A 24,024-nucleotide genomic window follows, 5' to 3' on the forward strand; every position below is an offset into this window, starting at 1 on the left:
GCCCCGCGCCCCCAGAGGCGTAGCCACTCACGCCAGCCGCACCGGGCCGCCTTCCGCTGCGCGCCCGCGCGGCGGAGCCGCAGATCAGCAGAGCCCCGCGCCCCCAGCGGCGTAGCCCCTCACGCCAGCCGCACCGGGCCGCCTTCCGCTTCGCGCCCGCGCGGCGGAGCCGCAGATCAGCAGATCCCCGCGCCCCCAGAGGCGTAGCCACTCACGCCAGCCGCACCGGGCCGCCTTCCGCTTCGCGCCCGCGCGGCGGAGCCGCAGATCAGCAGAGCCCCGCGCCCCCAGAGGCGTAGCCACTCACGCCAGCCGCACCGGGCCGCCTTCCGCTTCGCGCCCGCGCGGCGGAGCCGCAGATCAGCAGAGCCTCGCGCCCCTGAGGCCTTCGGCCTCGAGGCGCTGCCCTGCCGGGCGGGTCAGGCGGTTTCGGTGGCCAGCTTGACCAGGATCTGGTCGTGGATCCGGTTGAGGCCCTTGGGCGCGAAGGTGCGCTCGAAGAAGCCGCCGATGCCGGTCGCCCCGGTCCAGGTGGCCCGGACGGTGACCTTGCTGCCGGTGCCCTCGGGGGCGACCGTCCAGGTGATCACCATCGAGGAGTTGGCGTCGGTCTCCACCAGGGTGCGTCCGCCCGGCTCGGTGACGGTGAACAGGCAGTCCCGGACCCGCTTCTCGGTGGCCTGGAGCTTCCAGTGGACCTGCGTCCCGGCCCCGCGCCCGCCCGCCCGCACCTCGTACTCGCTGTACTGCTCGGGCAGCAGCTTCGGCCGGATCACCGCGTAGTCGGCGAGTGCCTCGAACACCCGGTCCGGAGCCGCCCCGGGGAGGACCCGCTCGGTGGTGGCCTGCACCTGTCCCATCTTCGTACTCTCCTCTACCGTTCCCTCGCACAGCAGCGGTACCGCCGCCGGCCCAAGCCAATCACAGCGGACGCCGGGTTAGGCTGGCCGGTGTGCTGACCGAGCTGACCGAGGTGACCGCTCTCCGCTACCTGGACCCGCTGCGTGCCGGTGGCTCCGTGCCCGGCATCGTGGAGACCGACGACCTGGGCACCTACGTGGTGAAGTTCGCGGGGGCGGCGCAGGGGCACAAGGCGCTGGTGGCCGAGGTGGTCGTGGGCGAGCTGGCCCGCCGGCTCGGCCTGCGGGTGCCCGAGCTGGTGGTGGTGGACTTCGACCCGGCGGTCGCCGCGCACGAGCCGGACCAGGAGATCCAGGACATCCTGCGGGCCAGTGCCGGGCACAACCTCGGCATGGACTACCTGCCGGGCGCCCGCGACTTCAAGGACGGCCTGCTGGAGGTCGACCCGGTGGAGGCCGGCCGGATCGTCTGGCTGGACGCGCTGACCGCCAACGTGGACCGCAGTTACCGCAACCCCAACCTGATGGTCTGGCACGGGAAGCTCTGGCTGATCGACAACGGCGCGGGCCTGGTCTTCCACCACCGCTGGTCCGGCGCGGCCGCCTCGCTGCTCAAGCGCTACGACCTCAGCGAGCACGTGCTCGGCCGGTACGCCCCGGACGTCAAGGGGGCCGACGCCGCGCTGGCCCCGCTGGTCACCCCGGAGCTGCTGCGTGAGGTGGTCGCCCTGGTCCCCGGGGAGTGGCTGGCGGACGAGCCGGGCTTCGGCTCCACCGAGGAGCTGCGCGAGGCGTACGTCGCCCAACTGGCCTCCCGTGCGGCCGAGTCCGCCGCCTGGCTGCCGGAGGACTTCCCCACCCCCGAGCAGCTGGCGCGCACCGCCGTCTCCCGGGCCGCCGCCACCCGCGCGGGCCGCCCGGCCTGGCTGCAGGACGTCCCCGACCTGAGCGACCGCCCGCGGGCTCACTGACGGACCGTCACCACCGTCAACTCCCGTATCGGGAAGGCCTTTTCGGCGGCCTCGCCATTCTTCGAATTCGTGTGCGCATCCGGCTCCGCGCCGCCATACTCGTGGCCATGCCACCGACTCCGAACGGGGATTCCGGTCAGGCCGATCCCCCACCGCAGCCCGACGACACCCCCGCGGACAACCCACCCCCGCCGAACGCCCGTTCCAGGCCCAGGGAGCTCGCCAGTGCCCTGCTCGCCGCACTCCTCCTGACCAGCGTCGCGCTCGGCGTCTGGCGGGCCGTCGCCCTCGGCGCGGACGGACTGGCCGCCGGCACCTTCATCCTGGCGGCCGCGACCCTGCTCTCCAGCGGCGTGATCGCCTTCAACCGCTGGCAGCTGCGCCCGGGTCACGCGGTGCTCGCCCTCCTGGTGGCCGCCGCCCTGACCGCCTCGATCGGCCGCTGGGGCCAGCTCTACTTCGCCAACCAACCGGTGGACGTGACCAGCCAGATCAACTGGCCGGCCGACCCGGACGCCTCCCCCAACACCGTCACCGCCAGGCTCGCCGTGCCGAAGAAGCTCGACAGCCTGGACATCAGCGTCGTCCTGGTCAACCGGGAGCCCACCGCCGGTGACTGCGGCGGCACCACCTTCAAGGTGCTGCGGCTGGGCGACCTGCTGCCGGCCGAGTTGAAGGCCGGCACCTCGGAGAAGGCCCGGAGCGGGGACACCGTCACCGTCCGGATCCCGCCCAAGGTCAAGCAGGTGGACCTGGTGCTGACGGTCGCCCCCGAGGGCAACTGCCGGGTCACGACCTACATCCAGCTCGCGAGATTCCACAACTCCAGGAAGTGACGGCGGTCTGTTGCGGAGAATGCTGCGCACCGGTCTCGGAGTCGCCCTCCTGCTCCTGCCCGCGTGCGGCGGGGGCGGCCAGGTGGGCCCGAGCCCCTCCCCCTCGTCCACGGCCGCCGGCTCGGCGAGCCCGAGCCCCTCGGCCCCGGTCGTGCCGTTCAACGTCGGCTACAAGAACGACCAGCCCAACCTCAACCAGCTGGGCCAGGGCCAGGACCAGCCGAAGGGGTTCGAGTCGACGCTCGCCCAGGTGGTGCTGGGCGGGACCCTCGGGCTCCCGGTCAACTTCACCCCGATCACCGCCAGCACCTGGGAGGACGCGCTGAACAGCCGCCGGGTCCGGGTGGTCGTCTCCGCGGTCTCCTACACCGAGGAGCGGAACAAGAGGTTCCTGTTCGCCGGGCCGTACCTGAAGACCGGCCTCGGGGTCCTGGTGGGCAAGGACAGCAAGCTCGTCGACAAGGACCTGATCGCCGCCGCCAAGGGCCTGAAGGTCTGTTACCAGGAGAACACCACCGCCGCTCCCGCGGTGGAGCTGTGGGCCGCCCGGGACTCCTCGGTCACCAAGGTCCCGCAGTCGACCTCCGACCGCTGCCTCGCGGAGATCGGCGCGAACCCGGACGAGGTCTTCATCTCGGACGGCCTGATCCTGCGCGGGCAGAGCATCGCCACCCCGGGCAAGGACCTGTACCGGTTCGTCGAGTACGACCCGGGATCACTGCCGCAGAAGTACGCCATCGCGCTCCACCCCGACGACCGGGAGCTGTGCCAGCAGATCGCCAAGGCGCTCGACGGCTACCTGCGCCCACCGTCCTCGCAGTGGTTCGACAACTTCAACTCCTGGTTCGGCCCCGCCTGGGGCGACCGGGCCAGGGTGGAGGAGCTCTACAAGCCCGCCGGGATCGAGAAGAGCTGGTGCACGCCGCCCAGCAGCCAGGGCTGAAACGGACCCGGGGCCGCACCGCCGTCGCGGTGCGGCCCCGGACCCACCGAGCCCCGGGTGCGTCAGCCTCCGTTGATGAACCGCTGGGCCTCGGACCAGACCGCACGGGCGACCTGGCGTCCTGTTTCGGTACCGGCCTCGTGGTCGAACTCCCAGTGCACGCCCGCGTAGAGGCGGGAGGTGCCGACCTCGTCGGCAGCCGCGCTGAGGGTGGGCCAGGACAGCCGCACGTCGGTGGCGGGGTGTCCGGGCTCGAACTTCGAGCTGCCCGCCCTGACCAGGGCCGAGCCGCCGAAGGCGTCACTGCCGGTGGCGAGCCGGAGCAGCTCGGCACCGGTGGCGGTGAAGCCGGTGTGGCCCGACACGTAGGCCGCGAAGGCCGGGGTGGGCAGGTACGGGCGCCACCGCGAGCCGTCGAAGGTCTGCGTGCCCTGCCCCGGACCGGCCCAGCCGCGCACCTGCTGGCCGGACTTCTGGTACCGGATCAGGGTGATCGGGCGGGCGTAGTCGTAGGTCCGCTTGGAGTCCCAGATCACCACGCCGGCGTCCGCCACGGCCAGGCCGAGCGCGAAGTGCATCTTGACGTCCTCGTCCAGCGAGTGCCGGTCGCGGTGCGAGAGGAAGCGGGCCCAGTCCAGGGTGATGCCGCCGGAGGTCTCGGCGGGGAACATCCAGTACTCCGCGATCGCCTTCTGACGGTCGGTCAGGCCGGCGTTGCGCTCCAGCTGCTTCGCGACGGCCGCGTCCGACTCGGGGGTACCGGGGGCGGGCGGCGGGGCGGGCAGGAAGGACTTCGGGTCCTTCAGCACGAACGGCCGGACGTCCGGGAACTGCGGGGTGATGAACTGCTGGACGACGCCGTTCTGCACCAGGGGCGCCCAGCGCTCCGGGTGGACCAGGGCGGCCCGGTCGAAGTGGTTCTCGTCCTGCGGCGGGTTCACCGGCGTGTAGGTGCCGGGGGCCGCCGAGTACGGGGGCGTGGCCAGCTGGTTGGAGCCGTCGGCGTGCCGGTCGCGCAGCACCGCGCCGCAGGAGGCACCGGCCACGGCGGCCGGGGTGCCGGCCCTCCTGGCCTGTTCCACGGTGGCGTCGGGCCGGGCGGCGGCCGGGTCGTGGCCGAGCTCGCGGAGCTTCTTGTCGAAGGTGGCGCGCTGTGCGGGGAAGAGGTCGTTGAGCGCCTGGTACGCCGCGTAGTTGACGGCGGCCCGCTCGTTGGCGGCGGTCCGCTGCCACCAGGGGCGGCGCAGCCGGTCGCCGAGCCGGGTGGCCCTGGCACGGTCGTCGTAGGCGGCCCAGGCGTCGAAGACGCAGGCGTTCAGGACGCCCATGGCGCGGGGGCCGACGGGGGGAGGGGTGTTCTTCCCGGAGGCCGCGGTGGCGGCCCGCAGGGAGTCGAGCAGTTGGGCGTTCCACTGGAGGACGGCGTTGTCCCCCGGCCGGGGGGCGGCCAGGTCGCTCCTGGCCTCCGCGGGGCCGCCGGCGACCACGGTGAGGACGGCCGCGCCGAGCGCTGCCGCCGTCACCGCGGCCGGTAACCGGCGGCGCGGTGCGGTGGTTCGGAAGGTGCTGGTGGGGTTCACGTTCCTACTCCAATTGCCTTGCGCGGGCTCCCCCGTGACCGGTGGTCGGCCACGGGGGCGGCCGTCACGAGCCGAGGCTCACTCCGGCCAGTCGGACTGCAGGATCACCTCGACGAAGTTCGGCCGGACGAAGTCCGTGTCGAAGTGGGCCAGCACGTCGGCCTTGATGTTGCCGAAGGTGGTGGCGGGCCGCGGGGCGATGCCCTCGTTGAAGGCCGCCAGGATCTGCTGCTTGAAGCCCGGCCTGGGGTGGGCGGTGGTGACCGCGGCGCGGACCTCGTCGGAGACGTCGTGGTAGCCGATGCCGAGCACGTCGAGCTCGACGCCGGCGGTGACCAGGGCCACCTCGGGGGCCATCAGGGTGGGGATCTCGGGGGTGGTGTGCAGCGCGATGCCCTCCCAGACCAGGCGGGCGCCCTCCTCCGGCACACCGTGCCCGAGCAGGAACGTGCGGGCCTCGTCGGCGCCGTCGATCTCGAACCGGCGGCCCGAGTCGCGGAACTGCTCGGAGAGCCCGAGGTCGTGGAACATCGCGCCGACGTACAGGAGTTCGCGGTCGACGGTGAGGCCGCGGCGCTCGCCCTGGAGGGCGCCCCAGAGGAAGACCCGGCGGGAGTGGTGGAACACCAGGTCGGTGGTGGCCTCGCGGATCAGCTCGGTGGCCTCGTTGGCGATCTTGCTGTCCGGGATCTCGATGCCGGCGATCTGAACGGCCATCAGGTGGCTCCTCACAAGTGGTCGGGGAAGACGTGGTGCACGGCGGGACGGGGCTCAGCGGGCGGCGGTGACTACCACCAGTAGCTCGGGTACTTGGCGGTCCTCCCGCTGCGCCCGGCGACGATGCCGACCACCACCAGGACCACGGTGGCGAGCGCGAGCAGGGCGAGGAACTTCACCGTGTGGGGCTGGGTGAGCACCACGATCACCGCGGTCGCGGCGGCGGGCGAGTGCGGGGTGCGGGCCAGCATCATCGCGCCGAGCGCCAGACCGCCGGCCACCCCGGCCGCCCACATCGAGCTGCCGGCCACGGCCAGCACCACGAAGCCGACCAGCGCGGAGATCAGCTGGCCGCCGATCACGCTGCGGGGCTGGGAGAGCGGCAGCGCGGGCGCGCCGAAGACCAGCGCGGCACTGGCCGCCAGCGGCGGGATCAGCACGGTCTGGTCCAGGGCGACGCCGATCGCGACCAGCGCGACCAGGGCCGCCACCGAGCCGAGGGTGCCGATGCCCATGGCGGAGAACGCCGGGCGGGCCGGGGCCTTGCTGGCGAACGGGCTCTTCTTGGCGGCGGGCGGGGCGGCGGCCGGGGCCGCGGCGGCCGCGGGCGGGGCGGAGAGGTTGGTCATGAGGACTCCCTCGGATTCGTCGCGAGACGCTGCTAATGCCTTTTCGGCATGGTACACATTAGCTGGAGAGCGGACTTCGCGCTTCCTCCGGGACCGGAACCGGACACGGCGAGCGGAAAGGCATGATGGGCACATGAGCAGCACGACTCGGCAGCGCGGCACCCGGACGGCGACGGACCGACTGCCCCTCACCGGCGAACCGCTCGCACTCGACCTTGTCAACACGACCTACGTCCACGGCGGCACCCGGGGCACCCTGATGGACGCCCTCACCGAGCCGACCGAACTGGACGACTGGCTGCGGACGGTCCTGCCCCGGCTCGGCGAGCGGCTGCGCCCCGGCCTGACCGCCCTGCTGGACGACCGGGAGGCCGAACCCGCCCACCTCGGCCGCTACCTGGAGCTGCGCGCGGCGCTGCGCGAGCTCTCGGGCGCCCTGGTGGCCGGTGCCGCCGCACCGCAGCCGGCCCTGGCCGCGGTGAACCGGACCGCCCGACTGGCCGCCGGCTGGCTGGAGTTCGCGCCCGACGGCAGCGGGGCGACGGCCCGCTGGACCGAGCCGGACCTGCGGCTGGTCGCCCTGGGCGAGATCGCCGCCTCCGGCGTCGAGCTGCTCACCGGCCCCACCGCGGAGCAGGTCCGGGCCTGTCCGGCGCCGGGCTGCATCCTGTACTTCGTCCGGAGCCACGCGCGGCGGGAGTGGTGCACCACCACCTGCGGGAACCGGGTGCGGGTCGCCCGGCACAGCAAGCGGCTGCGCGAACCGGCCGGGCCTACGGTCTGACGGCTCTGCGGCTCATCGCGCTCCCTCTCCTTCGCTCCGCATGCGTTCGTTCCTTCACCAACGACACTAGGGAGCGGTGCCTCGTCGCGGCCAGGACAAGACCCGGTCTCCGTCAACTGGGGCCACGGACGGGCGATTACCGGGAGGTAGGTCCGCTGACTGACCGTCAGTTGCGGTATGCGGCACGGTGGTTCAGTAGCGGCCGACGGTGGCCGCGATGACCTCCTCCGGGGCCCGGTCGGCGAACAGCTCCGCCTCGGCCTGACGGACCGCCAGCACCGCCGCGTGCAGCTGGGCACCGAGCGCCTCGCGCAGCACCACCGAGGCCTCGAAGGCGTCCGCCGTCTCGCCCAGGTCGGCGGGCAGCCGCTCCACGGTGCCGAGTTCGGCCGGGTCGCCGCTCACCTCGCCGGGCAGCGGCTTGCCCGCGTCCAGCCCGTCCAACCCGGCCGCGATCACCCCGCCGACCAGCAGGTAGGGGTTGGCGGTGGCGTCGAAGCACTTCACCTCGGCGTTGGCCTGCCCGGCGGTGGAGCCGGTGATCAGCCGCAGCGCCGCCTCCCGGTTCTCCAGCCCCCAGCAGCGGTACGGGCCGGACCACCGGGAGGGCCGCAGCCGCAGGTAGCTGGCGGCACTCGGGGCGCCGAGCGCCAGCAGGGCCGGGAGGTGGTCGAGCACCCCGGCCAGGAAGTGCTCGGCGGCCGGGTGCAGGCCGTACGGGCCGGGGCCGCCGGTGCCGAGGTTGCGGCCGTCCCGCCAGAGGCTGAGGTGCAGGTGGCCGCCGTTGCCCACGCCCTCGGGGGTGAGCGCGGGCGCGAAGCCGGCCCGCAGGCCGTGCCGGACCGAGACGGCCCGGATGGTGTGGCGCACCAGCACGGTGGTGTCGGCGGTGCCGAGCGGCCCGTCCGGGGCGACCGAGACCTCGAACTGGCCCGGCGCGTACTCGGGGTGGAGCTGGAGCACCGTCAACTGCTGCTCCCCCAGCGCCCGCAGCAGGTCCCGCAGGTAGTCGGAGAAGTCGGCGAAGCGGTGCATCCCGTACGCGGGGGCGGTGGTGGCCGGGGCGCCGGTGGCGTCGGTGACCACCCACTCCACCTCGATGCCGGTGCTCAGGGTCAGCCCACGCCGGGCGGCGGCGTCCGCCATCCGCGCGGCGAAGCGGCGCTGGCAGCCCGGGTGCGGGGTGCCGTCCTGGGCGTAGCGGTCGGCCGGGGCCCAGGCCCAGCCGGGCTGGGCGGCCAGCGGCACCAGCCGGTCCAGGTCGGGGACCAGCCGCAGGTCGCCGTCGGGGCCCCGGGTGAAGGGGCTGGAGGTGACCGAGTCGTCCAGCAGGAAGACGTCGAAGCAGGGCGCCGCCCCCACCCCCCACTCGGCGGCGTGCTCCAACTGCCCGACCGGGAAGGTCTTCACCCGGCCGATCCCGGAGTTGTCCACCCAGCTGACGGCCACTCCGTCCACGCCCTGGGCGGTCAGCCGGGAGGCGACGAGACGGGCCCGGGCGGCGCGCTCGGCGCGCGACGGTGCGCTGTTCATGGCGCCCATGCTGCCCGCGCGCGGACCGGCCGCCGGGCCCGTGTCACTCGCCCGGCGGTGCGGTGCCACTCCATCGGGTAGCGACCCCGTCACAGCTGCCGGTGTCCTGTCAAGAAGTGCGACGGCGGACATGACGCAGGTCACACCGCGGCTCGAAATATCCGGGGACATCCTCCCCGTTTGACGCTATGTTCTGAACAACCGGGGAATCCGTCCCCGGTAACGGGGGTCGGAGAGGAGTTGGACCGATGACAGCCACCGCCACCGAGGCGAGCGCACCACGACTGCGGGCCGACGCCTCCCGCAACCGGGAGCGGATCGTCAACGCGGCCCGGGAGGCCCTCGTCGAGCTGGGGCCGGACGTCCCGCTCGACGAGATCGCCCGCCGGGCCGGGGTGGGGAACGCGACCGTCTACCGGAACTTCGCCGACCGGCGCGAGCTGGTCCACCACGTCGCCTGCTCGGTGATGCGCCGCGTCTCCGAGCACGCCCGGGCCGCCATGGCCGAGGAGGCGGACGCCTTCCAGGCCGTGGTGCGCTTCACCCTGGCCGCGGCGGAGGAGCAGATCAGCGCGCTCTGCCCGCTGGTCAGCGAGCACGCCGATCCGAATCACCCCGAACTGGCCCAGGCCGGCGAGGAGTTGACGGCCCTGGTGACGGAGGTGATCACCCGGGCCCAGCAGGCCGGTGCCTTCCGCACCGATGTCGGTGTCGGCGACTACCTCGTCGCCGTGACCCAGCTGACCAGGCCGCTGCCGGGCACCGGCTGCCTCACGGCGGAGGGCTGGTCCCGCCGCCACCTGCTGATCCTGCTGGACGGCATGCGGGCCCCGGCCCGCTCCGAACTGCCCGGCCGTCCGGCGGGCATGGAGGACCTCAAGCGCCCGTAGTACTGACGTTCCGTCGGAAACCCGCGCCCGGCAGAGCCCGAGCGCGACCCGTGACTTCTGCACCAGCACACCGCTCGCATCTCGCACGCTCTCGCACCTAAGTGGGTACACCCTTGTCCGGAACCAACACGGCGCCCGACCCGCGCCGTTGGCAAGCCCTGGTCTTCATCGGCCTGGCCCAGCTGATGGTGGTGCTCGACGCCACCGTCGTGAACATCGCCCTGCCCTCCGCCCAGGCGGACCTGCACATCTCCGACGGCAACCGCCAGTGGGTCATCACGGCCTACGCGCTGGCCTTCGGCTCGCTGCTGCTCTTCGGCGGCCGGATCGCCGACCTGTGGGGCCGCCGCCGCACCTTCATCGTCGGCCTGGTCGGCTTCGCGCTGGCCTCCGCGCTCGGCGGCGCTGCGGTCAACACCGCCATGATGCTCGGCGCCCGCGCCCTCCAGGGCGTCTTCGGCGCCCTGCTCGCCCCGGCCGCGCTCTCCCTGCTCGCAGTGATGTTCACCTCGGGCCAGGAGCGCGCCAAGGCCTTCGGCATCTACGGCGCCATCGCCGGTGGCGGTGGCGCGATCGGTCTGATCGTCGGCGGCCTGCTCACCGAGTACCTGAACTGGCGCTGGACCTTCTACGTCAACATCCCGTTCGCCGTGGTCGCCATAGCCGGCGCCGTGATGGTGATCCGCGAGCCCGCCGAGGGCCGCAACCGCAACAAGCTCGACGTGCCCGGCGTGCTGCTGGTCACCACCGGCCTGGTCGCCCTGGTCTACGGCTTCACCAAGGCCGAGTCGGACGGCTGGGGCGCCGGGGTGACGGTCGGTCTGTTCGTCGCCGCCGCCGTGCTGCTGGCCGCCTTCGTGGTGGTCGAGAGCAAGGTCAAGGCCCCGCTGCTGCCGCTGCGCGTGGTCACCGAGCGCAACCGCGGCGGTGTCTACGCCTCGCTCGGCGTCGCGATCATCGGGATGTTCGGCCTGTTCCTCTTCCTGACCTACTACCTGCAGGTCGTGCTGAAGTACACCCCGATCACCACCGGCCTGGCCTTCCTGCCGATGGTGGCCGGCATGATCACCGGCTCCACCCAGATCGGCGCCCGGCTGATGACCAAGGTCGCGCCCCGGCTGCTGATGGTGCCGGGCTTCCTGCTCGCCTCGGTGGGTCTGCTGATCCTCACCCAGATCGACGTCGACTCCTCCTACCCCGCGCTGATCCTGCCCGGCCTGGTGCTGATGGGCCTCGGCATGGGCACCTCGTTCATGCCGGCCATGAGCCTGTCCACCCACGGCGTCGAGCCGCGGGACGCGGGCGTGGCCTCGGCCATGGTCAACACCTCGCAGCAGGTCGGCGGCGCGATCGGTGTCGCCCTGCTCAACACCGTCGCGGCCAGCGCCACCACCGCCTGGCTCAAGGACAACGCCGCCCAGGCCGCGGGCAACCCGCAGCTGTTCGGCCTGAACGGCATGGTGCACGGCTTCCAGACCGCCATCTGGTGGTCCTTCGGGATCATGGTGCTGGCCGCCGCGATCGCCGGTCTCCTGATCAACACCGGCAAGCCGGAGGCCCCGGCCGCCGGTGCCGCGCAGGACGACGCCGTCCCGGTGCTGGTGCACTGACCCGACACAGCGTCAGGGCCCCGTCTCCCTTCCGGGAGGCGGGGCCCTCGTGCGTCTACCGCATCACCGTCACGGCCAGTCGCCGAGCTCCGGCAGGGCGGCGGCGCCCTCGGCGGTGGGCGCGGTGGCGGCCGGGCGGCCGGAGAGCCAGCCGGCCAGCTCCCGGCGGGTGCCGCGGACCGTCACGGTGGCCTGCGGGTCACCGATCGCCGGGCCGCCGTCGGACGGCACCGCCGTCACCCCGGCCGGCAGCCGGACCGCGAGGAACTGCAGCAGGTGGTCGGCCAGTTCGTCGGTGATCGAGTCCAGCCGGTAACCGAGGCCGAGGTCGACCGCGTGCAGCTCGACCTCGCGCCAGTACGAGAGCTGGGTGGCCAGCAGGCTGCCCCGGTAGGGGCTGGGGAGCTGCCAGTCCTCCTCGCCGAGCTTCTCCCAGGCCGCGTACAGGGTTTCGGAGCCCCGGGCGAAGGCCTCCCGCAGCTCCTGGGCCGGCTTGTCGTGGTTGGCCTCGATCAGCCCGTTGCGGGAGACCGGGCCCCGGTCGTAGACGGCGATCTGCTCGCCGCGCAGGGCGTACTCCGCCTGGCGGGCGAAGGCCGGGCCCATGCCGCCGAGGTGGGCCAGGATGTGGCCCCGGGTCCACTCGGGCAGCTCGGTGGCCGCCCGCGCCTGCTCGTCGGTCAGATCGGCGATCAGCTCACCCAGTCGGTCGGAGGCCGCCTTGATCTGGGCGATCCGCTCCGCCGTGCCGAAGTCGTTCATGTCCTGTCCCCGACTCTCGTGGTCCTGCGTCTGTCCCTACCGGCCGAGCATCGCCCTCCGGGCGGAGCGGGGGCGCGTCCCGGCGGAAATTCACCGATGCCTTGTCACATCGGAACCCTTCCTACTTGAAAGTAACTTCGCTACAGTGACCCGCACGCACCACCGCCGGGCTTCGGGAGCCGCACCGGCGGGGCCGCGTCCGCCGTGCCATCGCACCCTGGCGGACCCGGCACACATCACCAGTGCGCCTGAGTACCACGGCAGTTCAGCGCCAGAGCCGGAGCGGACCGGCCTGCCGCGTGACGCCGCAACCGTCATCTCCCGCCTCCGCGCCGCCACACCCTCCTCCCCCGCCCCCACAGGGCCGCCGCTCGACGACGAGCCGCGCGCCGGGCCGGGGAGGGCGGCGCGGTCCCCATGACAAGGAGTCAGGACAATGGAGCGTCCCTTCCCCACCGTCGCCGTGGTCGGGCTCGGCACCATGGGTGCCGGCATCGCCGTCGCGGTGGCCCGCAGCGGCCGCCGGGTGATCGGCATCGAGGCCGGTCCCACCGAGGCCGCCGCCGCACTGGCCCGGATCGAGGAGGCCACCGCCGCCGCCGTCCGCCGGGAGCGGCTGACCGAGCAGGAGCGCACCGCGCTGCTCGCCCTGGTCTCGGTCGGCGACCAGCTGGACGCCGCCGTCACCGCCGACCTGGTGATCGAGGAGGTCCCGGAGCAGCTGGAGCTGAAGCGGGAGGTCTTCGCCGAGCTGGACCGGATCTGCCCGCCGGAGACGGTGCTGGCCACCGGCACCACCGCGCTCTCGGTCACCCGGATCGCCGCCGCCACCAGCCGCCCGGAGCGGGTGCTGGGCCTGCACTTCTTCAACCCCGTGCACACCATGAAGCTGGTCGAGGTGGTGCGCACCGTGCTGACCACCCCTCAGGTGGCCGAGCAGGCCGCCGAGTTCGCCCGGGACCTGGGCAAGGAGCCGGTGGCCGCCGGGGACCGGGCCGGCTTCGTGGTGAACGGGCTGCTGTTCGCGTACCTCAACCAGGCCGCCGCGATGTACGAGTCCAAGTACGCCACCCGGGAGGACATCGACGCCGCCATGCGGCTCGGCTGCGGCCTGCCGATGGGCCCGCTGGCGCTGCTGGACCTGATCGGCGTGGACACCGCGCGCACCGTGCTGGAGGCGATGTACGAGCAGTCCCGGGACCGCCTGCACGCCCCCGCCCCGATCCTCGGCCAGCTGGTCGCGGCCGGGCTGCTGGGCCGCAAGACCGGGCGCGGCTTCTACACCTACCAGTCCCCCGGCTCCTCCAAGGTGGTGGCCGAGAGCGGCGCCGCCGCGGTGGAGCGGCCGGCCGGGCGCGCGGTGCGCACCGTCGGCGTCTGCGGCTCGGGCACCATGGCCACCGGCATCGCCGAGGTGTTCGCCAAGGCCGGCTACCAGGTGGTGCTGACCGCCCGCAGCCAGGCCAAGGCGGACGCGGCCAAGGCCCAGCTGGCCGGTTCGCTGGAGCGCTCGGTCAAGCGCGGCCGGCTGACCGAGGAGCAGCGCGACGCCGCGCTGGCCCTGGTCACCCCGGCCGGTTCGTACCAGGAGCTGGCCGAGGCCGACCTGGTGGTCGAGGCGGTGGCCGAGGACCTGGCGGTCAAGCGGGAGCTGTTCGCCACCCTGGACAAGATCTGCAAGCCGGGCGCGGTGCTGGCCACCACCACCTCCTCGCTGCCGGTGATCAGCTGCGCGACCGCCACCTCGCGGCCGCAGGACGTGATCGGGATGCACTTCTTCAACCCGGCCCCGGCGATGAAGCTGGTCGAGGTGGTCTCCACCGTGCTGACCGCGCCGGACGTCACCGCCACCGTGCTGGAGCTGTGCGCGAGCGTGAAGAAGCACCCGGTGGAGTGCGGCGACCGGGCCGGCTTCATCGTCAACGCGCTGCTCTTCCCGTACCTCAACGACGCCGTCCGGATGCTCCAGGAGCACTACGCCACGGTGGACGACATCGACACCGCGATGAAGCTCGGCTGCGGCTACCCGATGGGCCCGTTCGAGCTGCTGGACGTGGTCGGCCTGGACGTCTCGCTCACCATCGAGCAGGTGCTGCACCAGGAGTTCCGGGAGCCCGGCCTGGCCGCCGCCCCGCTGCTGGAGCACCTGGTGGCGGCCGGGTGCCTGGGCCGCAAGACCGGTCGCGGGTTCCGCGACCACGTGCGCCGGTGACGGGCCGTCAGCCGGCCGCCGGGGCACCGTCCCCGGACGGCCGGGCAGCCGCCCCCGCGAGGGCCGTCCGGCCCGCCTGGGGGCCCGGTGCGGCGGCCGGGCGGTGGCCCCGCCCGGCGGTCTCCGCACCCGTGCCGCCGCTGCGGCGGCCGAAGCCCGCGGGAGGGCCTCCCGGTACGTGTAGCGTTCCGGGCATGGACCGGGAACAGTCATCCGAAACGTCAGCCCCGGAGCGGGCGGAGGGCGGCCGGGCGGCCGCCGACACCGGGGCCGGCAGCCGCCGGGCGGCCGCCCAGCGCCTCCAGATGCGCCAGGACCTGGCGACCGCCGCGATGGACCTGTTCTCCTCCCAGGGGTACGAGGAGACCACCGTCGACCAGATCGCGGCCGCCGCCGGGGTGGCCCGGCGGACCTTCTTCCGGTACTTCCGGTCCAAGGAGGAGGCGATCTTCCCGGACCACGACGACACCCTGGTCCGGGTGGCCGACCTGCTGGCCAGCGCCGACTCCGAGGAGCACCCGCTGGACGTGGTCTGCCGGGGCATCAAGGAGGTGCTCCGGATGTACGCCTCCACCCCGGGCGTCTCGGTGGCCCGCTACCAGCTGATCCGTCAGGTCCCGGCGCTGCGCGAGCGGGAGATCGCGGTGGTCTCCCGGTACGAGCGCCTGTTCACCCGGTACCTGCTGGGCCGCTTCGACGCGGCCGAGGAGATCCCGCCGGGCTGGCAGCGCGGCGGGGACGACGACTCGATGCTGGCCGAGGTCTCGGCGGCGGCCGTGGTCGCGGCCCACAACCACGTGCTGCGGCGCTGGCTGCGGGCCGGCGGCTCGGGCGACGTGGAGGCCCAGCTGGACCACTCCTTCGACGTCATCCGGGGCACCTTCTGGGCCACCGCGCCGAACGGCATGAGGCGGCGCGGTACCGGTGTGGCACCCGGTGCCAATGTGACACCGTCACCGTCCTTCGAGGTCATGACGGCCGGTGCACTCGGTGCCGTCCCGGGCGGCACCGGAGGTGAGGTGCTCATCACAGTCACCCGCACCGACGCCCCGCTGGAGCAGGTGGTGGACCGGATCAAGGCCGCCCTCAGCGCACCTACCGGCTGACGTCCCCGCAGGTCAGAGCAGTTTCGAAGGCCCGCCCCGACTCCTCGGGGCGGGCCTTTCGCATGCCCTCGGCGGGCGCCGGCGGGCGTGTGCTGGTTCACTCGAATTCCTGGCACGCGGTGTCTTTACGAGTGGCACAGGGTGCCACTACCTTGTTGCTCACCAGCGCGGCGCCGCGGCTCCCCACCTCGGCGCGCCGTGCCAGGTGCGACACCACCAGCCGTCGCAGCCCAGAGACTTCCCAGCAGTTCCCACCCAGACGACAAGCGAAGCCGGTGTCCGCTCCCGGCTCCCCCAGACGCCCTGTGCGCCCTCACACAGGTACGCCTTCGGAGGCAGCCATGAAGGAAATCCTCGACGCGATCCTCAACCCCGACAGCACCTCGGCGGACTTCGCCGGGCTCGCGCTGCCGGAGTCCTACCGGGCGGTCACGCTCCACAAGGACGAGGAGCAGATGTTCGCCGGCCAGGCGAGCCGCGACAAGGACCCCCGCAAGTCCCTGCACCTCGACGAGGTGCCGCTGCCCGAGCTCGGCCCGGGCGAGGCCCTGGTCGCCGTGATGGCCAGCTCGGTGAACTACAACACCGTCTGGAGCTCGATCTTCGAGCCGGTCTCCACCTTCGGCTTCCTGGAGCGCTACGGCCGCCTCTCGCCGCTGACGAAGCGTCACGACCTGCCGTACCACGTGCTCGGCTCCGACCTCGCGGGCGTGGTCCTGCGCACCGGCGCCGGCGTCAACGCCTGGAAGCCGGGCGACGAGGTCGTCGCGCACTGCCTCTCGGTCGAGCTGGAGTCCCCGGACGGCCACAACGACACGATGATGGACCCGGAGCAGCGCATCTGGGGCTTCGAGACCAACTTCGGCGGCCTGGCCCAGATCGCCCTGGTGAAGACCAACCAGCTGCTGCCCAAGCCCAAGCACCTCACCTGGGAGGAGGCCGCCTCCCCGGGCCTGGTCAACTCCACCGCCTACCGCCAGCTGGTCTCGCAGAACGGCGCGGGCATGAAGCAGGGCGACAACGTCCTGATCTGGGGCGCCAGCGGCGGCCTCGGCTCGTACGCCACCCAGTACGCGCTGGCCGGCGGCGCCACCCCGATCTGCGTGGTCTCCAGCGAGGCCAAGGCCGAGATCTGCCGGAACATGGGCGCCGAGGCGATCATCGACCGCTCGGCCGAGGGCTACAAGTTCTGGAAGGACGAGAACAACCAGGACCCGCGCGAGTGGAAGCGCCTGGGCTCCAAGATCCGCGAGTTCACCGGCGGCGAGGACGTGGACATCGTCTTCGAGCACCCGGGCCGCGAGACCTTCGGCGCCTCGGTCTACGTCACCCGCAAGGGCGGCACCATCGTCACCTGCGCCTCCACCTCCGGCTTCATGCACCAGTACGACAACCGCTACCTGTGGATGTCGCTCAAGCGCATCGTCGGCTCGCACTTCGCCAACTACCGCGAGGCCTTCGAGGCCAACCGCCTGGTCGCCAAGGGCAAGATCCACCCGACCCTCTCCAAGGTCTACACCCTGGAGGAGACCGGCCAGGCCGCCCTCGACGTGCACCACAACAAGCACCAGGGCAAGGTCGGCGTGCTCTGCCTGGCCCCGCAGGAGGGCCTGGGCGTGCGCGACGCCGAGCTCCGCGAGAAGCACCTCCCCGCCATCAACCGCTTCCGGAACATCTGATGGCCGCCGACCGGGACCGTCCGTGGTTGATGCGGACGTACGCGGGCCACTCCACCGCGAGTGACTCCAACGCGCTCTACCGGAAGAACCTGGCGAAGGGTCAGACCGGCCTCTCGGTCGCCTTCGACCTGCCGACCCAGACCGGCTACGACTCGGACCACGTGCTGGCCCGCGGCGAGGTCGGCCGGGTCGGGGTGCCGGTCGGCCACGTCGGCGACATGCGGACGCTGTTCGACGGCATCCCGCTGGAGCAGACCAACACCTCGATGACGATCAACGCCACCGCCATGTGGCTGCTGGCGCTCTACCAGGTGGTCGCCGAGGAGCAGGGCGCGGACATCGCCAAGCTCACCGGCACCACCCAGAACGACATCGTCAAGGAGTACCTGTCGCGCGGGACGCACGTCTTCCCGCCCGGCCCCTCGGTCCGGCTGATCACCGACATGATCGCCTACACGGTCGGGAACATCCCCAAGTGGAACCCGATCAACATCTGCAGCTACCACCTCCAGGAGGCCGGGGCCACCCCGGTCCAGGAGATCGCGTACGCGATGTGCACGGCGATCTCGGTGCTGGACGCCGTCCGCGACTCCGGGCAGGTCCCGGCCGAGCGGATGGGCGAAGTGGTCGCCCGGATCTCCTTCTTCGTCAACGCGGGCGTCCGCTTCGTCGAGGAGATGTGCAAGATGCGGGCCTTCTCCCAGCTCTGGGAGAAGGTCACCCGCGAGCGCTACGGCATCGAGGACGCCAAGCAGCGCCGGTTCCGCTACGGCGTGCAGGTCAACTCGCTCGGCCTGACCGAGGCCCAGCCGGAGAACAACGTCCAGCGCATCGTGCTGGAGATGCTGGCCGTCACGCTCTCCAAGGACGCCCGCGCCCGGGCCGTCCAACTCCCGGCCTGGAACGAGGCGCTGGGCCTGCCCCGGCCCTGGGACCAGCAGTGGTCGCTGCGCATCCAGCAGGTGCTGGCCTTCGAGTCCGACCTGCTCGAGTACGGCGACATCTTCAACGGCTCCGCCGTGATCGAGGCCAAGACCGCCGAGCTGCTGGCCGGCGCCGAGGCCGAGATCGCCAAGGTGCTGGAGATGGGCGGGGTGATCCCGGCCGTCGAGTCCGGCTACCTGAAGTCCAACCTGGTGGCCTCGCACGCCGCCCGGCGGGCCCGGATCGAGTCCGGCGAGGACAAGATCGTCGGCGTCAACTGCTTCGAGACCACCGAGGAGAGCCCGCTCACGGCCGACCTGGACACCGCCATCATGGTGGTCGACCCGGCCTCCGAGCGGTCCGTCCTGACGGCCCTTCAGCAGTGGCACCGGGAGCGGGACGAGGCGGCCGCGCAGACCGCCCTGGCCGAGCTCAAGACGGTCGCGGGCACCACCGCCAACCTGATGCCGGCCACCCTGGCCTGCGCCCGCGCCGGGGTCACCACCGGCGAGTGGGCCTTCGCCCTGCGCGAGGTCTTCGGCGAGTACCGCGCCCCCACCGGGGTCGGCGGCGCACCGGTCGCCGTCCCGGCCGAGCCGGGCGGCGAGCTGGCCGCCGTCCGCGAGGCGGTCACCGCCACCGCGGCCGAGCTGGGCACCGGCAAGCTCCGCCTGCTGGTCGGCAAGCCCGGCCTGGACGGGCACTCCAACGGCGCCGAGCAGATCGCCGTCCGGGCCCGCGACGCGGGCTTCGAAGTGGTCTACCAGGGCATCCGCCTGACGCCCGAGCAGATCGTCTCGGCGGCGGTCGCGGAGGACGTGCACTGCGTCGGCCTGTCGATCCTCTCCGGCGCCCACCCGGAGCTGGTACCCGACGTCCTCTCCCGCCTGCGGCGGGCCGGGGTGGAGGATGTCCCCGTGATCGTCGGTGGCATCATCCCGGCAGCGGACGCGGAGGCCCTCAAGGCCGCCGGCGTCGCCGCCGTCTTCACCCCGAAGGACTTCGGCATCACCACCATCATCGGCCGGATCGTGGACGAGATCCGGCTGGCCAACAGGCTCCAGCCTTGGGCCGCGACCTCGACCGCCGCGACCAGCTGACCCGGAAGGACTGACCCACCCTCATGACTGTGAACCGCCTGCGCCCCCGCCGCTCCTGTCTGGCCGTCCCCGGCAGCAACCCGCGCTTCCTGGAGAAGGCCCAGGGCCTCCCGGCCGACCAGGTCTTCCTGGACCTCGAGGACGCCTGCGCCCCGCTGGTCAAGGAGAGCGCCCGCCACCACATCGTGGACGCGCTGAACAACGGCGACTGGGGCAACAAGACCAAGGTCGTCCGGGTCAACGACTGGACCACGCACTGGACCTACCGGGACGTCATCACCGTGGTCGAGGGCGCCGGCCCGAACCTCGACTGCATCATGCTCCCCAAGGTGCAGGACGCCACCCAGGTCAAGGCGCTCGACCTGCTGCTCACCCAGATCGAGAAGACCATGGGCTTCGAGGTCGGCAAGATCGGCATCGAGGCGCAGATCGAGAACGCCAAGGGCCTGGTCAACGTCGACGAGATCGCCGCCGCCTCGCCCCGGCTGGAGACCATCATCTTCGGCCCGGCCGACTTCATGGCCTCGATCAACATGAAGTCCCTGGTGGTCGGCATGCAGCCGCCCGGCTACCCGGCCGACGCCTACCACTACATCCTGATGCGCATCCTGATGGCCGCCCGGATGCACGACCTCCAGGCGATCGACGGCCCCTTCCTGCAGATCCGCAACCCCGAGGGCTACCGCGAGGTGGCGAGCCGCGCCGCCGCCCTCGGCTTCGACGGCAAGTGGGTGCTGCACCCGGACCAGGTCGGCGCCGCGAACGAGATCTTCTCGCCCTCGCAGGAGGACTACGACCACGCCGAGCTGATCCTCGACGCCTACGACTGGTGCACCTCCGAGGCCGGCGGCGCCAAGGGCTCCGCGATGCTCGGCGACGAGATGATCGACGAGGCCAGCCGCAAGATGGCCCTGGTCATCGCCGGCAAGGGCCGCGCGGCCGGCATGCAGCGCACCTCCAAGTTCGAGATCCCGGAGGCCTGACGTGCAGTTCGGACGCACCTACGAGGAGTTCGAGGTCGGCGCGGTCTACAAGCACTGGCCCGGAAAGACCGTCACCGAGTACGACGACCACCTGTTCTGCCTGCTGACGATGAACCACCACCCGCTGCACATGGACGCCAACTACGCGACCACCACCGTGCAGGGCCAGAACGTCGTGGTCGGCAACTACATCTACTCGCTGCTGCTCGGCATGAGCGTCGAGGACGTCTCCGGCAAGGCGCTCGCCAACCTGGAGATCGAGTCGCTGCGGCACATCGCGCCGACCTTCCACGGCGACACCCTCTACGGCGAGACCGTGGTGCTCGACAAGAACATGACCTCCAAGCCGGACCGGGGCATCGTCTACGTCGAGACCAAGGGCTACAAGCAGGACGGCACGGTCGTCTGCATCTTCCGCCGCAAGGTGATGGTGCCGACCGAGCAGTACCTGAAGGAGCGCGGCGGCGACCAGCCCGGCCGCCCCGAGCCGCTCTCCTAGAGCCGGCTCACAGACCCCGGCCGAGGAGCCGCCGTCATCGGCCCCTCTCCGGTCCCCGGGGGCGCCACGGAAGTCACGCCCGTGGCGCCCCCGCAACTCCCCACCACCCTCAGACCTTTCCTGGAGCCGCACGATGGGACGCCTCGCACAGACCGACGGCCTGACCGAGATCCAGCGGGACATCCTCGCCACCGTGCGGGACTTCGTCGACAAGGAGATCATCCCGGTCGCGACCGAGCTGGAGCACAAGGACGAGTACCCGACCGCGATCGTCGAGGGGATGAAGCAGCTCGGCCTGTTCGGCCTGACCATCCCCGAGGAGTTCGGCGGCCTGGGCGAGTCCCTGCTGACCTACGCCCTGGTGGTCGAGGAGATCGCCCGCGGCTGGATGTCGGTCTCCGGCATCGTCAACACCCACTTCATCGTGGCCCACATGATCAACGCCCACGGCACCCAGGAGCAGAAGGAGTACTTCCTGCCCCGGATGGCGGCCGGCGAGATCCGCGGCGCCTTCTCGATGTCCGAGCCGGGCCTCGGCTCCGACGTGGCGGCCATCTCCACCAAGGGCGTCAAGGACGAGAGCGGCGAGTTCTACGTCCTGAACGGCCAGAAGATGTGGCTGACCAACGGCGGCACCTCGACCCTGGTCGCGGTCCTGTGCAAGACCGACGAGGGCGGCTCCACCCCGTACAAGAACATGACCACCTTCCTGATCGAGAAGGAGCCGGGCTTCGGCCCGAACCCGAAGGTCCCCGGCCTGACGGTGCCCGGCAAGATCGAGAAGATGGGCTACAAGGGCGTCGACACCACCGAGCTGGTGCTCCAGGACGTCCGCATCCCGGCCGACCGCATCCTCGGCGGCGTCCCGGGCAAGGGCTTCTACCAGATGATGGACGGCGTCGAGGTCGGCCGGGTCAACGTGGCCGCCCGCGGCTGCGGGGTGGCCCGCCGCGCCTTCGAGCTGGGCATCTCCTACGCCCAGCAGCGCTCCACCTTCGGCAAGAAGATCGCCGAGCACCAGGCGATCCAGTTCAAGCTGGCCGAGATGGCCACCAAGGTCGAGGCCGCGCACCAGATGATGGTGATGGCCGCCCGCAAGAAGGACAGCGGCGAGCGGAACGACCTGGAGGCCGGCATGGCCAAGTACCTGGCCTCCGAGTACTGCAAGGAGGTCGTGGAGGACGCCTTCCGCATCCACGGCGGCTACGGCTTCTCCAAGGAGTACGAGATCGAGCGCCTCTACCGCGAGGCCCCGATGCTGCTGATCGGTGAAGGTACGGCGGAGATCCAGAAGATGATCGTGGGTCGCCGCCTGCTGGAGGAGTACCGCATCGCGGACTGAGACCACCGTCCGACCGGGCTCGGCGTGCGGGCCGGAGCCCGGTCAGGCCGTAGGGCGTGTACCTCTTGGGTATGCGCCCTACGGCTGCTTCCGCACGCCCTTGATTGACGACCCGTCAGCCGTGTTCGTATTGAGATGTGGGTCACGAGGCGAGTACCGACCCTTGGGGAACCGCTGCCCGTCGCGTTACGGTCGTACACATAGCAGGCACGGATCGGCACCGCACGGGACACCCAGCTCAGCAGGCGGCTTGCCCACCTACCGCCTGGTCCCGATACCATCCACCGGGACAGCATGCCGTCCCTTTATCACTCGATCCCCGCGGTGGCCCCCGTCCAGGTGCCAAGCTCTGCCGGCCGGGGCCCGCGACTAAGGTATTCGATGCCCATCAGCCCGTCCCCTCACTCCTCCGCTCCGGCTGGCGATGCCCTCGCCCCGGCGAACGGTCGGCGCCCGCGCGTCACCATCGCGCGAGGAGCCACCCCCTGGTTCGTGCCCACCCTGGCCACGGCCGCGATCACCACCGCCCTCACCCGGCGGAGCGGCAAGTGGGCCGTGGCGGCCGTGCCGGCCTGCGCGCTCAGCGCGGGCATGCTGTGGTTCTTCCGTGACCCCGAGCGGGAGATCGGGCAGGGCCGGGTCATCTCCCCCGCCGACGGCGTGGTCCAGTCCATCGACGCCTGGCCGGACGGCCGCACCCGCGTGGCGATCTTCATGAGCCCGCTCAACGTGCACGTCAACCGCGCGCCGCTGCCCGGCACCGTGACGTCCGTCGAGCACATCTCCGGGAACTTCGTCCCGGCGTTCAACAAGGACAGCGACAACAACGAGCGTGTCGTCTGGCACTTCGACACCGAGCTCGGCGACATCGAGATGGTGCAGATCGCGGGGGCCGTGGCCCGTCGCATCGTGCCGTACGTGGACGCCGGTACCAAGGTCGAGCAGGGCGAGCGGATCGGTCTGATCCGTTTCGGCTCCCGCGTCGACACCTACCTGCCGGCCGGCGTCGAGGTCGGCGTCGAGGTCGGCCAGAAGACCACTGCCGGGGTGACGCGCCTTGACCGTGACTGATCCTGAGACCCTGGTCGGGCTGGACGACGAGGAGACGGCGCTGCGCCGTCGCCGCTGGGCCCGCGACCGGGAGCTGCGTGCTCCCCGCTCGCCCCAGCACCTGTCGACCGCCGACTTCCTGACCCTGGGGAACGCCGTCTGCGGCTTCCTGGCGATCTACTCGATCACCACCGGGGTCCTGATGCCGCACATCACCGGCGCCTCGGCGGCCGGGCCCGACAAGCACAGCGCCGCCACCGCGGTGACGCTGCTGCTGATCGGCTCGATGTGCGACCTGTTCGACGGCCTGGTGGCCCGCAAGCTGCGCTCCTCGGCGCTGGGCGCGGAGCTCGACAACCTGGCCGACCTGATCAGCTTCGGCATCGCCCCCGCGTACTTCGTCGCGGTCTGGGGCATCGTCAGCCCGGGCTCGGACCAGCGCTTCTCGGCGCTGATCGCGCTCACCGTGCTGCTCGCGGTGGTGCTCCGGCTGGCCCGGTTCTCGGCGGTCAAGATGGCGCCCGGGATCTTCCAGGGCATGCCCTGCCCGATGGGTGCCATGACGGTGATCGCCATCGTGCTGCTCGACCCGCCGTTCGTCCCGGGCCTGCTGATGATCTTCGGCGTGGCCTACCTGATGGTCAGCCGGATCGAGTACCCGAAGCCGCAGGGCATGCTGGCCACCGCGACCCTCTGCTGGATCGTGGTCTCCATCGGCTGCCTCGCCTCCTGGGCGGCCGGCCTGCCCGGTGGCAACACCCTGATGCACATCGGCGCGGTCGCCCAGATCACACTGGCCGCGATGGCCCCGCTGCTGGTCATCCGCCGCAAGGTCGGCCAGAAGGTCGGCGACGTGCGGGCCCGCCGCGCGGAGTCGCGCGGCTGCTGACGGCCCGTCGAGCACGGAGAAGGGCCCCCACCAGGGAGCTGGGTCGGGGGCGTGACCGGCAGCTGCTCCGGTCCCGAGCCGTGAACAACGGGGCGGGGTCCGGGGCGCGACGCCGCCCCCGTGTG

At 72.0% G+C, this 24,024-nt stretch carries 21 protein-coding genes; 15 read left to right on the forward strand and 6 right to left on the reverse strand.

The window, feature by feature from the left end; translation table 11 throughout:
- Nucleotides 1-419 precede the first annotated feature (419 nt).
- On the reverse strand, nt 420-860 hold the full coding sequence (locus ACIA8O_RS31650) for an SRPBCC family protein (protein ID WP_396297438.1): 441 nt from the start codon (nt 858-860) through the stop codon (nt 420-422).
- Between the two features lie 95 nt (nt 861-955).
- Here ACIA8O_RS31650 and ACIA8O_RS31655 point away from each other — a divergent pair, with 95 nt between their 5' ends.
- The 3 genes from ACIA8O_RS31655 (at nt 956) to ACIA8O_RS31665 (ending at nt 3,610) form a co-directional block, all read left to right on the forward strand.
- Nucleotides 956-1,831, forward strand: coding sequence for a HipA family kinase (locus ACIA8O_RS31655; RefSeq protein ID WP_396297660.1), 876 nt, complete (start codon nt 956-958; stop codon nt 1,829-1,831).
- Nucleotides 1,832-1,938: 107 nt separating this feature from the next.
- Complete coding sequence (locus tag ACIA8O_RS31660) at nt 1,939-2,667, forward strand: hypothetical protein (RefSeq protein ID WP_396297439.1); 729 nt, start codon at nt 1,939-1,941, stop codon at nt 2,665-2,667.
- Nucleotides 2,668-2,686: 19 nt separating this feature from the next.
- A complete protein-coding gene (locus ACIA8O_RS31665; RefSeq protein WP_396297440.1) occupies nt 2,687-3,610 on the forward strand; it encodes a transporter substrate-binding domain-containing protein in 924 nt (307 codons plus the stop codon).
- Between the two features lie 62 nt (nt 3,611-3,672).
- Here the strand turns inward: ACIA8O_RS31665 and ACIA8O_RS31670 are convergent, their stop codons facing one another.
- From ACIA8O_RS31670 to ACIA8O_RS31680, 3 genes are all read right to left on the reverse strand, one after another.
- Nucleotides 3,673-5,190, reverse strand: a complete 1,518-nt coding sequence (locus tag ACIA8O_RS31670; RefSeq protein WP_396297441.1) for a vanadium-dependent haloperoxidase — start codon at nt 5,188-5,190, stop codon at nt 3,673-3,675.
- A gap of 78 nt (nt 5,191-5,268) precedes the next feature.
- A complete protein-coding gene (locus tag ACIA8O_RS31675) occupies nt 5,269-5,907 on the reverse strand; it encodes an HD domain-containing protein (protein WP_396297442.1) in 639 nt (212 codons plus the stop codon).
- Between the two features lie 71 nt (nt 5,908-5,978).
- The gene (locus tag ACIA8O_RS31680; protein ID WP_396297443.1) at nt 5,979-6,536 is read right to left on the reverse strand and encodes an HPP family protein; all 558 of its coding nucleotides are present in this window, start codon (nt 6,534-6,536) and stop codon (nt 5,979-5,981) included.
- Nucleotides 6,537-6,669: 133 nt separating this feature from the next.
- On the opposite strand from ACIA8O_RS31680, the gene ACIA8O_RS31685 reads away from it, so the two are divergent.
- Nucleotides 6,670-7,320 (forward strand): CGNR zinc finger domain-containing protein, encoded by a 651-nt coding sequence (locus tag ACIA8O_RS31685; protein ID WP_396297444.1) that lies wholly within the window; start codon nt 6,670-6,672, stop codon nt 7,318-7,320.
- A 192-nt stretch (nt 7,321-7,512) separates the two neighbouring features.
- Here the strand turns inward: ACIA8O_RS31685 and ACIA8O_RS31690 are convergent, their stop codons facing one another.
- The gene (locus tag ACIA8O_RS31690) at nt 7,513-8,862 is read right to left on the reverse strand and encodes a glutamine synthetase (protein WP_396297445.1); all 1,350 of its coding nucleotides are present in this window, start codon (nt 8,860-8,862) and stop codon (nt 7,513-7,515) included.
- A gap of 239 nt (nt 8,863-9,101) precedes the next feature.
- Here ACIA8O_RS31690 and ACIA8O_RS31695 point away from each other — a divergent pair, with 239 nt between their 5' ends.
- Nucleotides 9,102-9,743 (forward strand): TetR/AcrR family transcriptional regulator, encoded by a 642-nt coding sequence (locus ACIA8O_RS31695; RefSeq protein ID WP_396297446.1) that lies wholly within the window; start codon nt 9,102-9,104, stop codon nt 9,741-9,743.
- Between the two features lie 113 nt (nt 9,744-9,856).
- Nucleotides 9,857-11,353, forward strand: a complete 1,497-nt coding sequence (locus ACIA8O_RS31700) for an MFS transporter (protein ID WP_396297447.1) — start codon at nt 9,857-9,859, stop codon at nt 11,351-11,353.
- A gap of 69 nt (nt 11,354-11,422) precedes the next feature.
- Here ACIA8O_RS31700 and ACIA8O_RS31705 read toward each other — a convergent pair whose 3' ends face one another.
- Nucleotides 11,423-12,115 carry a maleylpyruvate isomerase family mycothiol-dependent enzyme gene (locus ACIA8O_RS31705; protein ID WP_396297448.1) on the reverse strand — a complete coding sequence of 231 codons (693 nt, stop codon included), beginning with the start codon at nt 12,113-12,115 and terminating at the stop codon, nt 11,423-11,425.
- Nucleotides 12,116-12,551: 436 nt separating this feature from the next.
- On the opposite strand from ACIA8O_RS31705, the gene ACIA8O_RS31710 reads away from it, so the two are divergent.
- The 9 genes from ACIA8O_RS31710 (at nt 12,552) to ACIA8O_RS31750 (ending at nt 23,899) form a co-directional block, all read left to right on the forward strand.
- Nucleotides 12,552-14,327, forward strand: coding sequence for a 3-hydroxyacyl-CoA dehydrogenase family protein (locus ACIA8O_RS31710; RefSeq protein ID WP_396297449.1), 1,776 nt, complete (start codon nt 12,552-12,554; stop codon nt 14,325-14,327).
- 194 nt (nt 14,328-14,521) lie between these two features.
- Nucleotides 14,522-15,433 (forward strand): TetR family transcriptional regulator, encoded by a 912-nt coding sequence (locus ACIA8O_RS31715; RefSeq protein WP_396297450.1) that lies wholly within the window; start codon nt 14,522-14,524, stop codon nt 15,431-15,433.
- Nucleotides 15,434-15,774: 341 nt separating this feature from the next.
- Entirely contained in the window at nt 15,775-17,112 is a 1,338-nt protein-coding gene (ccrA, locus tag ACIA8O_RS31720; RefSeq protein ID WP_396297451.1) for a crotonyl-CoA carboxylase/reductase, read from the forward strand.
- Nucleotides 17,112-19,136, forward strand: a complete 2,025-nt coding sequence (locus ACIA8O_RS31725) for a protein meaA (protein ID WP_396297452.1) — start codon at nt 17,112-17,114, stop codon at nt 19,134-19,136. The genes ccrA and ACIA8O_RS31725 overlap by 1 nt, the downstream gene beginning before the upstream one ends.
- Nucleotides 19,137-19,159: 23 nt before the next feature.
- Nucleotides 19,160-20,119 (forward strand): HpcH/HpaI aldolase/citrate lyase family protein, encoded by a 960-nt coding sequence (locus tag ACIA8O_RS31730; protein ID WP_396297453.1) that lies wholly within the window; start codon nt 19,160-19,162, stop codon nt 20,117-20,119.
- Between the two features lies 1 nt (nt 20,120).
- On the forward strand, nt 20,121-20,618 hold the full coding sequence (locus ACIA8O_RS31735; protein ID WP_345290795.1) for a MaoC family dehydratase: 498 nt from the start codon (nt 20,121-20,123) through the stop codon (nt 20,616-20,618).
- Nucleotides 20,619-20,751: 133 nt separating this feature from the next.
- Nucleotides 20,752-21,960: an acyl-CoA dehydrogenase family protein gene (locus ACIA8O_RS31740; protein WP_396297454.1), complete on the forward strand. Its 1,209-nt coding sequence runs from the start codon at nt 20,752-20,754 to the stop codon at nt 21,958-21,960.
- A gap of 381 nt (nt 21,961-22,341) precedes the next feature.
- Entirely contained in the window at nt 22,342-23,031 is a 690-nt protein-coding gene (locus ACIA8O_RS31745) for a phosphatidylserine decarboxylase (RefSeq protein WP_396297455.1), read from the forward strand.
- Complete coding sequence (locus ACIA8O_RS31750; protein WP_396297456.1) at nt 23,018-23,899, forward strand: CDP-alcohol phosphatidyltransferase family protein; 882 nt, start codon at nt 23,018-23,020, stop codon at nt 23,897-23,899. Before ACIA8O_RS31745 ends, ACIA8O_RS31750 begins: the two co-directional genes overlap by 14 nt.
- The last annotated feature ends 125 nt before the right edge of the window (nt 23,900-24,024 follow it).

Origin of the sequence: Kitasatospora sp. NPDC051853 (assembly GCF_044452665.1) — a bacterium.
Taxonomy (GTDB): domain Bacteria; phylum Actinomycetota; class Actinomycetes; order Streptomycetales; family Streptomycetaceae; genus Kitasatospora.

Excerpts from the sequence above, each read along its gene's own strand:
- ACIA8O_RS31695 (WP_396297446.1), top strand. The coding sequence starts at position 9,102 with ATGACAGCCACCGCCACCGAGGCGAGCGCACCACGACTGCGGGCCGAC.
- ACIA8O_RS31685 (WP_396297444.1), top strand. The coding sequence starts at position 6,670 with ATGAGCAGCACGACTCGGCAGCGCGGCACCCGGACGGCGACGGACCGA.
- ACIA8O_RS31680 (WP_396297443.1), bottom strand. The coding sequence starts at position 6,536 with ATGACCAACCTCTCCGCCCCGCCCGCGGCCGCCGCGGCCCCGGCCGCC.
- ACIA8O_RS31650 (WP_396297438.1), bottom strand. The coding sequence starts at position 860 with ATGGGACAGGTGCAGGCCACCACCGAGCGGGTCCTCCCCGGGGCGGCT.
- ccrA (WP_396297451.1), top strand. The coding sequence starts at position 15,775 with ATGAAGGAAATCCTCGACGCGATCCTCAACCCCGACAGCACCTCGGCG.
- ACIA8O_RS31665 (WP_396297440.1), top strand. The coding sequence starts at position 2,687 with ATGCTGCGCACCGGTCTCGGAGTCGCCCTCCTGCTCCTGCCCGCGTGC.
- ACIA8O_RS31745 (WP_396297455.1), top strand. The coding sequence starts at position 22,342 with ATGCCCATCAGCCCGTCCCCTCACTCCTCCGCTCCGGCTGGCGATGCC.
- ACIA8O_RS31705 (WP_396297448.1), bottom strand. The coding sequence starts at position 12,115 with ATGAACGACTTCGGCACGGCGGAGCGGATCGCCCAGATCAAGGCGGCC.
- ACIA8O_RS31715 (WP_396297450.1), top strand. The coding sequence starts at position 14,522 with ATGGACCGGGAACAGTCATCCGAAACGTCAGCCCCGGAGCGGGCGGAG.
- ACIA8O_RS31660 (WP_396297439.1), top strand. The coding sequence starts at position 1,939 with ATGCCACCGACTCCGAACGGGGATTCCGGTCAGGCCGATCCCCCACCG.
- ACIA8O_RS31730 (WP_396297453.1), top strand. The coding sequence starts at position 19,160 with ATGACTGTGAACCGCCTGCGCCCCCGCCGCTCCTGTCTGGCCGTCCCC.
- ACIA8O_RS31690 (WP_396297445.1), bottom strand. The coding sequence starts at position 8,862 with ATGGGCGCCATGAACAGCGCACCGTCGCGCGCCGAGCGCGCCGCCCGG.
- ACIA8O_RS31725 (WP_396297452.1), top strand. The coding sequence starts at position 17,112 with ATGGCCGCCGACCGGGACCGTCCGTGGTTGATGCGGACGTACGCGGGC.
- ACIA8O_RS31675 (WP_396297442.1), bottom strand. The coding sequence starts at position 5,907 with ATGGCCGTTCAGATCGCCGGCATCGAGATCCCGGACAGCAAGATCGCC.
- ACIA8O_RS31710 (WP_396297449.1), top strand. The coding sequence starts at position 12,552 with ATGGAGCGTCCCTTCCCCACCGTCGCCGTGGTCGGGCTCGGCACCATG.
- ACIA8O_RS31740 (WP_396297454.1), top strand. The coding sequence starts at position 20,752 with ATGGGACGCCTCGCACAGACCGACGGCCTGACCGAGATCCAGCGGGAC.